Genomic DNA, 14,680 nt, shown 5'->3' on the forward strand with positions numbered 1-14,680 from the left:
CTGTTCTAAGTCTAATTCGTATGCCGGAAAAATCCGCACGTTCCTGCGGCGACCGCTGCCGACACCGCCCTGTGCCGGGCGTCGGCCTCGCTACCGCCGACTACCACAGAATTGCCACCAATTGGCCTCGCCGAGGCTACAGGCGGTTAAGACGATTATAACCGCCCCAGCCTAGGTTCTTCACATGAGCGACAAGATCCCCTCCATGACATCGAACCAATCCCTGCAGCCCGCCGCCGCGGCGCGCCCTCGCGCCAGCCTCGGCAGCACGCTCCTGCCTCTCATGGCACTCGGCGTCCTGTTCCTCGTCCTCGTCGCCCGTGCGGCGCTCGAGTACCCGGAGATCGTCAGCGCGGCCCAGGCCGACTCCGCCGTCCCGGTGGAGGCCAGTTCGGCTCTCTAAACCAGGTGAAGCCGCTTTAGCGGCGGGAAACGCGGAGGACCTTGATCAAGGTCATTCTTCGGCCGCGTCTGGACCTGTTACCAACCTAGATCGGTATGCTCTCGCCCCTTGCTGGAACGGCAGGGGGGAGGTTTTCGTGGTTGACTTATGAGAACGATTTGCATTAGCAATGAGAATGATTTTCATTTTCGTGCGATCGCATGTCGCATAAACAGAGGAGCGTCCCTAATGGTTCCCTTTGTAACGCCGAGGCGAGGTCTCGTGCTGGCCGTCGCGCTGCTTGCCTCCGGCCTGCTGGTTCCCGGGCTGGCCGCCGCGGCGGAGCTCAACCTCTATTCGTCGCGCCACTACCAGACCGACGAAGCGCTCTACGCGAACTTCACCAAGGCCACGGGCATCGAGATCAACCGCATCGAGGGCAAGGGCGACGCCCTGATCGAGCGGATCAAGGCCGAGGGGGCGAACAGCCCGGCCGACGTTCTGCTCACCGTCGATGCCGGCCGCCTCTGGCGGGCCGAGCAGGCCGGCCTGTTCCAGCCGGTCGAGTCCGAGGCCCTCGACGCCAAGGTGCCGGCCCATCTCCGGCATCCCGACGGCCTCTGGTTCGGCTTTTCGACCCGTGCGCGGCTGATCTACTACCGCAAGGGCGGCCTCGAGGCCGGCGAGATTTCCCGCTACGAGGACCTGGCGGACAGCAAGTACGAGGGCCGGATCTGCATCCGCTCCAGCTCGAACATCTACAACCAGTCGCTCCTCGGCTCGATCATTGCGGCGCACGGCGCGGCCGATGCCGAGGCCTGGGCCCAGGGGGTCAGGAGGAACCTGGCGCGCGATCCCAAGGGCGGCGACACCGACCAGATCCGGGCGCTGGCGGCCGGCGTCTGCGACGTCGCGGTGGCCAACTCCTATTACTACGTACGCCTCATGACCAAGCCCAAGGCCAAGGACGAGGGCGTCGCCGACAAGGTCGGGTGGATCTTCCCGAACCAGGGCGACCGGGGGACCCACGTCAACGTCTCCGGCGGCGGCGTGCTCAAGAACGCGCCGAACAAGGAGGCCGCCGTCAAGTTCCTCGAGTACCTGGTCAGCGACGAGGCCCAGCGCTACCTCGCCGACGGCAACAACGAGTACCCCGTGGTAAACGGCGTGGTCGCCAACACGGCGGTGCAGAAGCTCGGCGACTTCAAGACCGACCAGGTCAACGTCGCTGTCTTCGGCGAGAACCAGCCGGAGGCGCAGATGATCTTCGACCGGGTCGGCTGGAAGTAGCCGCCCAGTCGGTTTCTCGCTATCCGGGGCGCGAGACGGCTCTGACGGGCCGTCCCGCGCCTTTTGTTTTCGGTCGCTTCCGCACCCCTTGAGCCGGACGCCGCCTCGGCCTTAGTCTCGGACGAGGGATAAGGAGGGGATGCCTCAGGGTGAAACGACTTGCTTTCAAATCGACGGGCGCGCGGGTGATCACAGCCGCCGTTCTGGCGCTCTCCGTCCTGGTTCCGCCGGCCGCTGCGCAGGACGCCGCGATCCTCTCCGGCCGGGACATCGTTCATCCGGTTTTCGCGGAGAACGGCATGGTGGCGAGCCAGGAGGCCGTGGCGACCGGGGTCGGCGTCGAGATTCTCCGGGCCGGCGGCAACGCGGTGGACGCGGCGGCCGCGGTCGGCTTCGCGCTCGCGGTCACGCTGCCCAGAGCTGGCAACCTGGGCGGCGGCGGCTTCATGATGATTCACTTGGCCGAGAGCGGGGAGACCGTCGCGCTCGACTACCGGGAGACCGCGCCGGCCGCGGCGACCCGGAACATGTTCCTCGACGCCGAGGGCGCGGTCGACCAGAAGCGCGCCCGCTTCAGCCACCTCTCGGTCGGCGTGCCGGGCACGGTGGCCGGGCTCGCCCTGGCGGTCGAGCGCTACGGCACGCTCTCCCTGGCCGAGGTGCTGGCGCCCGCGATCCGGCTGGCCGACGAGGGGATCGTGGTGACCGGCGATCTGGCGCGTTCCCTCGAGCAACGGCGGGAACGCCTGGGGCGCTGGCCGGCCAGCGCGGCGATCTTCCTGAAGCCCGGCGGCGCCCTCTACCGGCGGGGCGAGCGCCTCCGTCAGGCCGATCTCGCCTGGTCTCTGCGGCAGATCGCCGAGCGCGGCCCGGCGGCCTTCTACGAGGGGGTGATCGCGCAGCGGATCGTCGCCGACATGGCCGCGAACGGCGGTCTGATCACGGCGGCGGACCTGGGCGCCTATCGCGCCGTTGTCAGGGCGCCGGTCCGGGGCCGCTACCGCGGCGTCGAGATCGCTTCAATGCCGCCGCCCAGCTCGGGCGGCGTCCATCTGGTGCAGATCCTCAACATCCTCGAGGGCTATCCGATCGGCGAGCTGGGCCACAACGGGGCCGAGACCATCCACCTCATGGCCGAGGCCATGAAGCTGGCCTACGCCGACCGCAGCGAGCACCTCGGCGACCCGGACTTCTGGCGCGTCCCGGTCGCCGGGCTGACCGACAAGGCCTACGCCCGCAAGCTGGCCGCGGGGATCGACCGCCGCCGCGCCCGGCCGGCCGGCGAGATCAAGCCCGGCAACCCGGCGCCCTACGAGAGCGAGGACACGACCCACTTCTCGGTCATGGACCGCTTCGGCAACGTCGTCTCGAACACGACGACGATCAACTTCAGCTACGGCACCGGCATCGTCGCCGCCGGCACCGGCATCCTGCTCAACAACGAGATGGACGACTTCTCCGCCAAGCCCGGGGAGCCCAACGCCTACGGCCTGATCGGCGGCGCGGCCAACGCGGTCGAGCCGGGCAAGCGGCCGCTCAGCTCCATGACGCCGACCATCCTGTTCAAGGACGGCCGGCCCCTGCTCGCGACCGGCAGCCCGGGCGGCAGCCGGATCATCACGACGGTGCTGCAGATCGTCATGAACGTGGTCGACCACGGCATGAACGTGGCGGCGGCTTCGGCGGCACCGCGAATCCATCACCAATGGCTGCCCGACCAGCTGCGGATTGAGACCGGGCTGAGCCCCGACACCCTGAAGGCCCTGGCGGTGAAGGGCCATGAGCTGGCGGCCGGCAACGCCATGGGGTCGACGCAGACCGTCGGCCGGGCCCAGGACGGCTTCGTCGGCGCCTCCGATCCGCGCCGTCCGGGCGCGCTCAGCCTGGGTTACTGATCCCCTTCGAACAGCGCGGCGAACTCCTGCAGCACCCGGGAATAGACCGCGCGTTTGAAGGGCACGATCAGGCTTGGCAGCTCGCCGGGCGCGACCCAGCGCCAGTCGGCGAACTCGGGATGGTCGGTCGCCAGGTTGATGTCTCCGTCGCGGCCCCGGAACCGCAGCGCGAACCATTTCTGGCTCTGGCCGCGGAAGCGCCCGCGCCAGCTCTTGGGCCGCTTCTTGGCGGGAACGTCGTAGTGCAGCCAGCCGGCGGACTGGGCGATGATCTCGGCCTCGCCGGTGCCGATCTCCTCCTCGAGCTCGCGCAACGCCGCCTGCTCGGGGGTTTCGCCGGGGTCGATTCCGCCTTGGGGCATCTGCCAGGCGCGCTTCTGGGTCCCCAGCCGCTGACCCACGAAGACCTGGTTCTCCAGGTTGAGCAGCATAAGGCCGACGCAGAGGCGGTAGCCCTTCGCCGGCTGCTCGCGCATCTCGCCCTCGGCCACCCTCTCCTTGCCGGTCATCCCTGCTCGCCCGGCGGTTTCGCCTTCGCCGGCGGCACGCCGGCCAGCGTACGCAGATTGGTCAGGACCGGGCCGCGGCCCGCCAGGCCCGCGGCCCAGGCGCTGATGACCTCGAGCGTCGCGGGATAGGGACGGCCCAAGGCGACGGACGTGCCCCTCGTCAAGGCGAGCTGCTCGGCCGCCTCGAGACTCGCCCGGATCGAGGCGCGGCTCGGACGCCCGTCGTCCAGAGGTTGGTCGTTGACCAGGTGATAGAGGTTCAGGGCCTTGGCCAGGCGTCGCGTCGCGCTCTGGGCGCTGCTGCCGTTGTCCACGAACAGCAGGCCGCGCTGCTGGAGCACCGCCAGTACCGGCTTCAGGTTCTGCTCCGAGGCCAGGAAACGTGAGCCCATGGCGGCGACCACCCCGGTCTGGCCGGTGCCCTGGGAGAGCACCCAGTCCAGGCGTTCCAGATTCTGCTCCGAATCCAAGAGCGTCAGCAGGCCCTTGGGCCCGGGATCGTCGTTGGGGAAGCTGAGCGGCTCCATGGGCAGGTCGAGCAGCACCTCGTGCCCCTTGTCCCGCGCCAGCTGAAACCAGGTCTCGAGGTTCTTCGCGTAGGGCGAAAAGGACAGCGCCACCTCGGCCGGGAGTTCCTCGATGGCGCGCCGGGTCACGTCCCTCGCCAGGCCGAGGCCGGTCACGATGACCGCGATGCGCGGCGTGCCGCCGGCCCGTGCCCTGGACCGCGCCGGACTGCCCGGTCGCGCGGTCTGCGCCGTCGCCTCGGCGCCCGCCGCAGATTCCAGGGCCAGGGTCATCTCGCCGCCGCGCCGCGGCCCGCCTTCCAGGTAGGCCGCCGCGAAGTAGGCGCCGGCCGCGAGCAGCGTGATCAGGAAGGCGCCCCAGGCGATCGCCAGGGGCTTCCTGATCCAAGCGGCGGTTCCGGACCCGCGGCCCGCGGTGCGCAAGGTGCCGCGGCGGCCGGTGCCCGCGCTTCTATCTGGTTGTTTGCGGGCCAAGACGACGGTGAGGTCAGCTGTTGCGCCGCGGTCAGTTCACCGCGCGCTCGTTGAACAGGGCGAGCCCGCGCAGCAGGTCGAGCGCTCGCGAGAGCTGGTAGTCTTCCGGCGTGTCGTTCTCGGTTGAGGCCTCGGGATCGCCCGACTCGCCGGGTTCCCCGCTCTCGCCAGAACCGTCCAGGGCGCCGCGCAGATCGGCCTCGCGCCGCTGCCGGCCCTGCTCGACGGTCTCGATCGTGGCTGGCTCAACCAGGATGTCGGGCTCGATGCCCTTGGCCTGGATCGACCGGCCGGAAGGTGTGTAGTAGCGCGCTGTCGTCAGGCGCATCGCCCGGCGTCCCGACAGCGGGATGATGGTCTGGACCGACCCCTTGCCGAACGAGGGCGTGCCCATGACGATCGCGCGGCGGTGGTCTTGGAGCGCGCCGGCGACGATCTCCGAGGCCGAGGCCGAGCCGCCGTTGATCAGGACGACGATCGGCTTGCCCTTGGTGAGATCGCCCTCGCGTGCGTTGAAGCGCTGCGCGTCGTCGGCGTGGCGCCCTCGGGTCGAGACGATCTCGCCCTGGTGCAGGAAGGCGTCGGACACCGCGATCGCCTGGTCGAGCAGGCCGCCGGGGTTGTTCCGGAGGTCGAGCACGAAGCCGATCAGCTCGTCGCCCAGCTCGTCCTCCAGCTTCTCGATCGAGCTCTCGAGGCCGGAGAAGGTCTGCTCGTTGAAGGCCGTGACCCGCAGGTAGCCGATGCTGCCCTCGGACCGGCTCCGGACCGAGCGGATCTTGATCACGGCGCGGGTGATGGTCACGTCGAAGGGCTCCAGATCGGCCCGCCGGATGGTCAGCAGGATGTCGGTGTTGACCGGGCCGCGCATGCGCTCGACGGCTTCCGAAAGGGTCAGGCCGAGCACCGGCTCGCCGTCCAGGTGACTGATCAGGTCGCCGGCCTTGACGCCGGCCTCGAAGGCCGGCGTGTCGTCGATCGGCGAGACCACCTTGACCAGGCCGGCCTCCATCGTGACCTCGATGCCCAGGCCGCCGAACTCGCCCTTGGTCTGGACCTGCATGTCGCTGAACGACTTGGTGTCGAGATAGCTGGAGTGGGGATCGAGCGAGGTCAGCATGCCGCGGATCGCCGATTCCAGAAGCTCCTCCTCGGTCACTTCTTCGACGTAGTCCTGACGGACCCGCTCGAAGACGTTGCCGAACAGCTTCAGGAGGCGGTAGGTGTCGGTCTCTTCATCCTGGGCGATGGTGCCGTTGGGCAGGACGAGCAGGAACGTGGCGGCCGCCACAATCGCGAAAAACCTAGGCATCAACCTTGCACCTTGTTGTCTGTTGTCGCCAGCCAGGGCAGAGGATTGATTGGCTGCCCGCTCTGGCGGAGTTCGAGGTAGAGGGTAGGCGTCGCTTCGTCGCCATCACCCATGGTTCCGACCGGCTCTCCGGCCAGGACCCATTGTCCTTCCACGGCGTAGACCTGGGACAAGCCTGCCAACAGCGTATGATATCGTCCGCCGTGTTCTATTATCAAGATTTGCCCGTAGCGCCGAAACGCGCCCGCGTAGGCGATCCGGCCGTCGTAGGGGGCGACAACCTGGGCCAGCGCGCGGGTTTCGATCGAGATCCCCTGGGACAGCTCGTCGGCGCCGCTCTCCGAGGATTCGCCGAACAGCCCGGTCAGGCGTCCGCGCGCCGGCATCACCAGGCTCGCCTGGTCCGGGCTGCCCGGGAAGGCCCGGACGTTGACCGGCTTCTCAAGCGGTACAGAGATCGACGGCGGCGCCAGCGCGGCGGTCTGGGTCTCGGTTCGGACGCCCGCCGGCGTCTGGGGCGCCGCGCCCGGCGCCTCGGCGCCCCCCGGCGTCCCGCTGTCGGCCCCGGGGGCCTCGCCCGAGGCTTCGCCAGGGATCTCGCCCGGAACCTCGCCTGGGATTTCGCTGGGTGACCGGCCGAGGCGCAGGGTGGCAGCACGCCGCTCGGCGGCCTCCCGCTCGGCCGCGGCGACCCGTTCCCGTTCGGCCCGGGCCTCCGCCTCGTCCTCCAGCTTGGTGAGGAAGTCGCGCAGGCTGTCCGCCTCTTGCGCCCACTTCTCGATCCGCGCGCGCGCGGCGCGCCGCTCGGCGCTGGCGGCGTCTTCCAGGCGCCGCTTCTGCGCCAGCATCTCGGTCAGGCGCCCCCGTTCCTCGGTCAGGGCCTCGCCGGCGGCCGCCATGGCCTGCTGCTCCCGGGCGATCTGCTGGCGCAGGTCGTCGAGCGCCTGCAGCTCGCTGCGCAGCGCGTCGGCCTGGTCCTCGATCTCCGGGATCGCCCGGCTCAGCAGCAGGGCGCTGCGGTAGGTGTCCGACGGCGAGCCGGGCGCCGCGATGACCGCTTCCGGCGGCCGGCGGGCGATCCGCTGCAGGGCGGCCAGGGTCCTGGCGAGCTGATCGTGCTGGCCTTCGAGAACCATGAGCTTGGCCGCGCGCCGGGTCTCCAGGTCCTTCAGCCGGGTCTCGCCCGTGGTCAGCTTCTCCTCGAGGTCCTGCGCCTTGCGCGCCGCGCTCGTCATATCCCGCCGCAGGCCGCGGATCTCGCGCCGCAGGGTCTCGATCTCCTCGGCCAGCGCGCGGGCGCGCTCGGCGTCCCTGCGCATCGCCCGCTCGATCTCCTCGAGCTCGCCCTGCCGGCCGGCCGCGCGCTCCCCGGCCAGGGAGGGCTCCTGGGCGGCGGCCACGCCCAGGTGGGCCAGCAGCCCCAGCAGGAGCAGGACCGCGGCCCAGCTCCTGCCGCCGTGAACGCGCCCGACGCCGAGGTTCCCGGTGCTGAGGGTCATCGAGGCCCGCCTACTCGGCCGCGGCGCCTTGCGCCGCGGTGGCGGGGCGCAGCAGGGAACGGCCACTCATGGCCGCCGGCTGCTCCAGCCCCATCAGGTTGAGCACCGTCGGGGCGATGTCCGCCAGGCGGCCGTCGCTGAGCCCATCGACGTCCCGGCGCGCGTGCACCAGCAGCAGCGGCACCGGGTTCAGGGTGTGCGCCGTCTGCGCCTGTCCGCTGGCCTCGTCGCGCATCTGCTCGGCGTTGCCGTGGTCGGCGGTGATCAGCAGCGTCCCGCCGGCCCGGCCGACCGCCTCGGCGAGCCGGCCGAGGCAGCGGTCGACGCACTCCGCCGCCGCGACGGCGGCGGTCAGGCTGCCGGTGTGCCCGACCATGTCGCCGTTCGCGTAGTTGACCACGACGAGATCGAAGCGTCCGGACTCGACCGCCTCGACCAGCCGGTCCGTCACCTCGGGCGCCGACATCTCGGGCTGGAGGTCGTAGGTCGCGACCTGGGGCGAGGGCACGAGGATGCGCGTCTCGCCGGGGAACTCGGCCTCGCGGCCGCCGTTGAAGAAGAAGGTGACGTGGGCGTACTTCTCGGTCTCGGCGATGCGCAGCTGCTCGAGGCCGGCCTCGGCGACCACCTCGCCCAGGGTCCGGTCGAGCGCGACCGGCGGGAAAAGCGCTGTCATGCGCCGATCGAGTTCGGCGGAGTAGCTGACCATGCCCGCCGCGGCGGCGAAATCGATCCGGCGGCTGCGGGCGAATCCCTGGAAGTCCGGCTCGAGCAGGGCGGCCAGGATCTCGCGCACCCGGTCGGCCCGGAAGTTGGCCATGAGCAGGCCGTCGCCCGCCCTCATGCCGTCGTAGCCGCCGAGGATGCGCGGCTGCAGGAACTCGTCGGTCTCGCCCGCCGCGTAGCCCTGGTCGATCGCCGCGAGCGCGTCAGGCGCCGACTCGCCGGCGCCCGCCATCAGGGCCTCGTAGGCCCGCGCGACCCGGTCCCAGCGCTGGTCCCGGTCCATCGCGAAGAAGCGGCCCATCAGCGTGGCGATCGGCGCGCCGCCCGCCTGCTCGAGCCGCTCGACATAGCCCCGGGCGCTGCTCGGCGGGGTGTCGCGCCCGTCCAGGAAGCCGTGGACCAGCACCTCGATCCCGGCCTCGCGCAGGATCACGGCGAGCGCCGCCAGTTGGTCTTGGTGGGAATGGACGCCGCCCGGCGAGAGCAGGCCCATCAGGTGGGCCCGGCCGCCGGAGGCTTTGAGCGCCGCGATGAAGCCGGTCAGCGCCGGGTTGCCGGCCAGATCGCCCTCGGCGATGGCCTGGTCGATGCGCGGCAGGTCCTGCAGCACGACCCGGCCCGCGCCCAGGTTCATGTGTCCGACCTCGGAGTTGCCCATCTGGCCGGCGGGCAGGCCGACCTCCTGCTCCGAGGCCTCGATCAGGGCGTGGGGGCAGGTCTCGTACAAGCGGTCGAGAACAGGGGTCCGAGCCTGGCGGATGGCGTTGTTTTCGCTGTCTTCCCGGTGGCCCCAGCCGTCCAGGATGCAGAGCACCACGGGGCACGGGCGGGTCGGCTCAGTCATGGCGCCGTTTATAAGGGAAACGACCCGCATACCCCAGCACTTTCCTCGCTCCGGCGGGGGCTATTCCCGGTGGTAGGGATGGCCCGAGAGGATGGTCTCGGCCCGGTAGAGCTGCTCGGCGATCAGGCCGCGGACGAGCTGGTGCGGCCAGGTCATCCGGCCGAGCGCCAGCGTGAGGTCGGCGCGCGCCAGGACCGCGGAGTCGAGGCCCAGGGGGCCGCCGATCAGGATCGCGATATCCCGGTCCCCGGCGTCGCGCCAGGCGCCGATCTGCCGGGCCAGGTCCTCGCTGCCGAGCAGGCGGCCGCCTTCGTCCAGGGCCACGACACGGGCCCGCTCGGGCACGGCCGCCAGCAGCTTCTCGCCTTCCTTCTGCTTGAGGGTCTCGGGTGGGAGGCTCCGGCCCGCCTCCACCTCCCGCAGGGTGATCGGCCAGGCGAGGCGCCCGGCGTAGTGCTCGAAGAGATCGCGCGTAGGCCCGGCCTTGGCCCGGCCGACCGCGGCCAGGGTGACGCGCATCGGATCCTCGCTCGGCGCAGCCGGCACCCTTCGCCGGCCGGGTCCCGCCTCAGGCGTTGGCGGCCGGGCGTTGCGGCTCCGGAAGGTCGACCCCCCACATCTTTTCCAGATTGTAGAAGGCCCGGACCTCGGGCCGGAACAGGTGCACGATCACGTCGCCCGCGTCGATCAGAACCCAGTCACAGCGCTCTGCGCCCTCGACCGGCACCGACCCCATCCCGGCGTCCTTGAGCCGCCGGCAGACGTGCTCCGCCATGGCGCTGACATGCCGCTGCGACTGCCCGCTGGCGATGACCATGTAGTCCGCGATGTCGGATTTACCTGCGAGGTCAATGACGACCAGCTCCTCCGCCTTGTCGTCATCGAGCGATGTCTTCACGAGCGCAGCAACATCCTCGCCTCGTGCGAGTTCCTGCGGCTGCTTGACGGCCCTGAGGGCCTCATCGTTTCGGCGTATGGGCTTTGCCCTCCTTAGGTTTCGCCGCTAATCCGCCCGCGGTCCTGCCGACGGGCCCGGATCTCCGTCGCCGACAGGGTGCTCAAGCGGGTGTGCAAGAAAACCCAGGCCGGCGGCGCCTGCGTGATCAGTCCTCGGGCCGAACGCTCTGCGATTCGCTGCTGGGCAAAGCGCCTGGCCGCCTTGGACCGGCAGGCTCTTAGAGCATAGGTAGGCCGATCGAAAACCGCAATGACGACCATATCAAAGATTTCTTGCCAATCTTTCCATTCGGTTAATTGGATCAGGTTATCCGCGCCCATCAGCCAGGCGAAGCGGACCCAGGGTAAACGGCCGGTTAAGCGGTCGAGCGATTCGGCGGTATAGGTCGTGCCGAGCAGCGATTCCAGGTCCGCGATCCGGATCCGCGGGTGCCTGGCGATCCGCCGGGCCCCGGCCAGCCGGGCCGCCAGGGGCGCCATGCCGGCGGCCTGCTTCAGCGGGTTCTGCGGCGAGACCAGCCACCAGACCTGATCGAGATCGAGCCGACTGAGCGCCTGCAGGCTGATCTCCCGGTGCCAGCGGTGGGCCGGGTTGAACGAGCCGCCGAGCAGGCCGATGCGCATGCCGGGCGCCGGCAGGGAACCGCCCAGACGGGCCGCCAGGGCGGCCGGCGTGGCGAGCCCGGTGCTGCCGCCCGAGGGGCGCGCTCGGCGGCGTGTCTTCAGGGCCGCACCTGCCCCTGGCCGCGCACGACGTACTTGTAGCTGGTGAGCTGCTCGGCGCCGACCGGCCCGCGGGCGTGCAGCTTGCCGGTCGAGATTCCGATCTCGGCGCCCATGCCGAACTCGCCGCCGTCGGCGTACTGGGTCGAGGCGTTGTGCATGACGATGCCCGAGTCGACCCGGGCGAGGAAGCGCTCGGCCGTCTCCCGGTCGTCGGCGACGATGGCGTCCGTGTGATGCGAGCCGTAGCGGTTGACGTGATCGATCGCCTGGTCGACCCCGTCTACGACCCGGACCGATATCACCGGCGCCAGGTACTCGGTCACCCAGTCCTCCTCTTCGGCCGGATTGACTCGCCCATCCAGGGCCTGGACCGCCGGGTCGCCCTTGACCGCGCAGCCGGCGGCGAAGAGATCTTCGAGGACTCTCGGCAGGTGGCTCTCCAGCACGGGACGGTCGACCAGCAGGGTCTCGGTCGCGCCGCAGATGCCGGTACGGCGCATCTTGGCGTTGATCACGATGCTGCGTGCCATGGCCGGGTCGGCCGAGCGGTCGACGTAGGTGTGACAGAGCCCCTCCAGGTGGGCCAGCACCGGGATCCGGCTCTCGGCGAAGACCCGCTCGATCAGGCCCCGGCCGCCGCGCGGCACGATGACATCGACGAAGTCGTTCATGGTCAGGAGAAGGCCGACCGCGGCCCGGTCGCTGGTCGGCACCCGCTGGGCCGCCGCCTCGGGCAGCCCGGCGGCGGCGAGGCCCGCCTGGATGCAGTCCAGGATCGCGCTGGAGGAGTGGAAGCTCTCCGAGCCGCCGCGCAGGATCGCGGCGTTGCCGGCCTTGAGGCAGAGCCCGGCGGCGTCGGCGGTCACGTTGGGCCGGCTCTCATAGATGATGCCGATCACCCCGAGGGGCACCGAGACCTTGGCGATCCTGAGCCCGTTGGGCCGGTCCCACTCGGCCAGCACACGGCCGACCGGGTCGGGGAAGCGGGCGACCTCCTCCAGGCCTTTCGCCATGGACTCGACCCGATCGGCATCGAGCGCCAGGCGGTCGAGCAGCGCGGGGGTCAGCCCCTTGCCCTCGGCGGCGGCCATGTCCTCGGCGTTGGCCGCCAGGATCTCGTCCCGCCGCTGGCGCAGGGCGGCGGCGGCCCGCACCAGGGATTCGGTCTTGGCTTCAGGGGATGCCCGGCCGAGCGCCTCGGCGGCGGCGCGCGCCGCCCGGCCGACCTCGTCCATCGCCGCCTTCAGGTCCTCGGCCCCGGCCGGCTTCGCCGACAGCGCGGTCTCGCCGCTCATGGCTTCCTTCCTCCCGTCAGCACCAGATCGTCCCGGTGGATCAGCTCTTCCCGGCCACGGTAGCCGAGTAAGGCCTCGATTTCACTGCTCTTGTGCCCCAGGATGCGGCGCGCCTCGTCGGCGGCGTAGGCGACCAGGCCGCGGCCGATCTCGGCGCCCTCGGGGCCGAGCACCAGGACCGCGTCGCCCCGCTCGAAGCTGCCCTCGGCGGCGGTGACGCCCGCCGGCAGCAGGCTCCGCCCGCTCCTCAGCGCCGCGATCGCCCCGGCGTCGACCGAGATCCGGCCGACCGGCTTGAGCGCGCCGGCGATCCAGCGCTTGCGCGCGGTCATGGGCTCGACATCTGCCAGGAACCAGGTGCAGCGCGCCCCCTCGGCGATCGCGGCCAGGGGGCTGTGGCGCCGGCCGTCGGCGATCGCCAGGCGGCAGCCGGCCGAGACCGCGATCCGCGCCGCCGCCAGCTTGGTGACCATGCCACCCGAGGAGTAGCCGACCGGCGCCTCGCCGGCCATGGCCTCGATTTCCGGCGTGATCTTCGCCACCAGGGGCAGAAAGCGGGCCTCGGGGTCGCGCCTGGGGTCGGCGCTGTAGAGCCCGTCGATGTCCGACAGCAGGATCATGGTGTCGGCGTTCATCATCGCCGCCACCCGGGCGGCCAGGCGGTCGTTGTCGCCGAAGCGGATCTCGCTGGTCGCCACCGTGTCGTTCTCGTTGATCACCGGGATGGTGCCGAGGCGAAGCAGGGTGGCCAGCGTGCTCCGCGCGTTGAGGTGGCGCCGCCGCTCCTCGGTGTCGGCCAGCGTCAGGAGGATCTGCGCCACCGTGACGTTGTGCCGCGCCAGGGCCGCCTGATAGGCGTGGGCCAGGCGGATCTGGCCGGTCGCGGCGGCGGCCTGCTGCTCCTCCAGGCGGATCGCCCTGCGGGTCAGGCCGAGATGCCGCCGGCCGAGCGCGATCGAGCCCGAGGAGACGACGATGATCTCGGCGCCCCGCGCCTTGAGCGCCGCCAGGTCGTCGGCGAGCGCGTTCAGCCACGCCTGGTGGACCCGCCCGCTGTCCTGCTCGACCAGCAGGGCCGAGCCGATCTTGACCACCAGCCGCCGGGCCTGGTCCAGGCCGGGCGTGGCGGCCTGGGCTTCGGTATCGGCCGCGCTCACGGCTGCCAGCCTTCAACCTCGGCCTCGAGGGCCGGCCCCTCGTCGGCCGCGCGCCGATCGTGGATGTGCTGAAGCAACCGGCGTAGCACCTCCTTGACTCCGCGGCCCGAGACCCCGGAGACCGCCAGGGCCTGGCGGCCGGCGGCCGCGCTTAGGCTCTCGAGCCTGGCCGCGATCTCCGCCTCGCTGAGCGCGTCGGTCTTGTTGAGCGCGACCAGCTCGGGCTTCTCGGCGAGGCCCAGACCGTAGGCCTCGAGCTCGTAGCGCACCGTCCGGTAGGCCTCGGCGACGTCCTCATGGGTGCCGTCGACCAGGTGCAGCAGCACGCCGCTGCGCTCGACGTGGCCGAGGAAGCGGTCGCCCAGGCCGGCGCCCTGGTGGGCGCCCTCGATCAGGCCGGGGATGTCGGCCAGCACGAACTCCTCGTCGCCCAGCCCGACCACGCCCAGGTTGGGATGCAGGGTGGTGAAGGGATAGTCGGCGATCTTCGGCCGGGCGCGCGACACGGCGGCCAGAAAGGTCGACTTGCCGGCGTTGGGCAGGCCGACCAGGCCGGCGTCGGCGATCAGCTTGAGGCGCAGCCAGACCCAGCGCTCCTCGCCCGGCCAGCCGGGATCGGCCCGGCGCGGCGCGCGGTTGGTCGAGGTCTTGTAGTGGGCGTTGCCGAAGCCGCCGTCGCCGCCGCGCGCCAGAACGGCGCGCTGGCCCTCCTCGGTGAGGTCGGCGATCAGGGTCTCCTTGTCGTCGGCCAGGATCTGGGTGCCGGCCGGCACCTTGATGACCAGGGTCTTGCCGGCCGCGCCGGTCTTGTCGCGGCCCTGGCCGTGCTGGCCGCGCTCGGCCTTGAAGTGTTGGCGGTAGCGGAAGTCGATCAGGGTGTTGAGGCCGCCGACCGCCTCGACCACGACGTCGCCGCCGCGCCCGCCGTCGCCGCCGTTGGGGCCGCCGAACTCGACGTACTTCTCGCGCCGGAACGACAGGCAGCCGGCGCCGCCGTCGCCGCTCTTCAGGTAGATCTTCGCTTCGTCGAGGAACTTCATCCCGCTGATCGCTGCCTAGAGCGGATCATGTTTAGATGGAACCACTT

General features: G+C 70.8%; 14 protein-coding genes. 3 read left to right on the forward strand and 11 right to left on the reverse strand.

Features of this window, described 5'->3' with window-relative positions:
- Nucleotides 1–184: 184 nt before the first annotated feature.
- The 3 genes from QNJ67_05230 (at nt 185) to ggt (ending at nt 3,567) form a co-directional block, all read left to right on the forward strand.
- Nucleotides 185–403 (forward strand): hypothetical protein, encoded by a 219-nt coding sequence (locus QNJ67_05230; GenBank protein MDJ0608359.1) that lies wholly within the window; start codon nt 185–187, stop codon nt 401–403.
- Between the two features lie 228 nt (nt 404–631).
- Complete coding sequence (locus tag QNJ67_05235) at nt 632–1,672, forward strand: Fe(3+) ABC transporter substrate-binding protein (GenBank protein MDJ0608360.1); 1,041 nt, start codon at nt 632–634, stop codon at nt 1,670–1,672.
- 149 nt (nt 1,673–1,821) lie between these two features.
- Nucleotides 1,822–3,567 (forward strand): gamma-glutamyltransferase, encoded by a 1,746-nt coding sequence (ggt, locus tag QNJ67_05240; GenBank protein ID MDJ0608361.1) that lies wholly within the window; start codon nt 1,822–1,824, stop codon nt 3,565–3,567.
- Here the strand turns inward: ggt and QNJ67_05245 are convergent.
- The 11 genes from QNJ67_05245 to obgE form a co-directional block, all read right to left on the reverse strand.
- A complete protein-coding gene (locus tag QNJ67_05245) occupies nt 3,561–4,043 on the reverse strand; it encodes an RNA pyrophosphohydrolase (GenBank protein MDJ0608362.1) in 483 nt (160 codons plus the stop codon). The genes ggt and QNJ67_05245 overlap by 7 nt on opposite strands.
- A gap of 29 nt (nt 4,044–4,072) precedes the next feature.
- Nucleotides 4,073–5,026, reverse strand: coding sequence for a divergent polysaccharide deacetylase family protein (locus QNJ67_05250; protein ID MDJ0608363.1), 954 nt, complete (start codon nt 5,024–5,026; stop codon nt 4,073–4,075).
- An 82-nt stretch (nt 5,027–5,108) separates the two neighbouring features.
- Nucleotides 5,109–6,389: a S41 family peptidase gene (locus QNJ67_05255; GenBank protein MDJ0608364.1), complete on the reverse strand. Its 1,281-nt coding sequence runs from the start codon at nt 6,387–6,389 to the stop codon at nt 5,109–5,111.
- A complete protein-coding gene (locus tag QNJ67_05260; protein ID MDJ0608365.1) occupies nt 6,389–7,888 on the reverse strand; it encodes a peptidoglycan DD-metalloendopeptidase family protein in 1,500 nt (499 codons plus the stop codon). Before QNJ67_05260 ends, QNJ67_05255 begins: the two co-directional genes overlap by 1 nt.
- 10 nt (nt 7,889–7,898) lie before the next feature.
- Entirely contained in the window at nt 7,899–9,458 is a 1,560-nt protein-coding gene (gene gpmI / locus QNJ67_05265; GenBank protein MDJ0608366.1) for a 2,3-bisphosphoglycerate-independent phosphoglycerate mutase, read from the reverse strand.
- Nucleotides 9,459–9,518: 60 nt separating this feature from the next.
- A complete protein-coding gene (gene rlmH / locus QNJ67_05270) occupies nt 9,519–9,977 on the reverse strand; it encodes a 23S rRNA (pseudouridine(1915)-N(3))-methyltransferase RlmH (GenBank protein ID MDJ0608367.1) in 459 nt (152 codons plus the stop codon).
- A 49-nt stretch (nt 9,978–10,026) separates the two neighbouring features.
- Nucleotides 10,027–10,356, reverse strand: a complete 330-nt coding sequence (gene rsfS, locus QNJ67_05275) for a ribosome silencing factor (GenBank protein ID MDJ0608368.1) — start codon at nt 10,354–10,356, stop codon at nt 10,027–10,029.
- Between the two features lie 92 nt (nt 10,357–10,448).
- Nucleotides 10,449–11,039: a nicotinate-nucleotide adenylyltransferase gene (locus QNJ67_05280; protein ID MDJ0608369.1), complete on the reverse strand. Its 591-nt coding sequence runs from the start codon at nt 11,037–11,039 to the stop codon at nt 10,449–10,451.
- Between the two features lie 98 nt (nt 11,040–11,137).
- Entirely contained in the window at nt 11,138–12,436 is a 1,299-nt protein-coding gene (locus QNJ67_05285) for a glutamate-5-semialdehyde dehydrogenase (protein ID MDJ0608370.1), read from the reverse strand.
- Nucleotides 12,433–13,593 (reverse strand): glutamate 5-kinase, encoded by a 1,161-nt coding sequence (gene proB / locus QNJ67_05290; protein MDJ0608371.1) that lies wholly within the window; start codon nt 13,591–13,593, stop codon nt 12,433–12,435. The genes QNJ67_05285 and proB overlap by 4 nt, the downstream gene beginning before the upstream one ends.
- Nucleotides 13,590–14,633: a GTPase ObgE gene (obgE, locus tag QNJ67_05295; GenBank protein MDJ0608372.1), complete on the reverse strand. Its 1,044-nt coding sequence runs from the start codon at nt 14,631–14,633 to the stop codon at nt 13,590–13,592. The genes proB and obgE overlap by 4 nt, the downstream gene beginning before the upstream one ends.
- Nucleotides 14,634–14,680: the final 47 nt, after the last annotated feature.

This window comes from Kiloniellales bacterium, assembly GCA_030064845.1.
Taxonomy (GTDB): Bacteria; Pseudomonadota; Alphaproteobacteria; order Kiloniellales; family JAKSDN01; genus JASJEC01.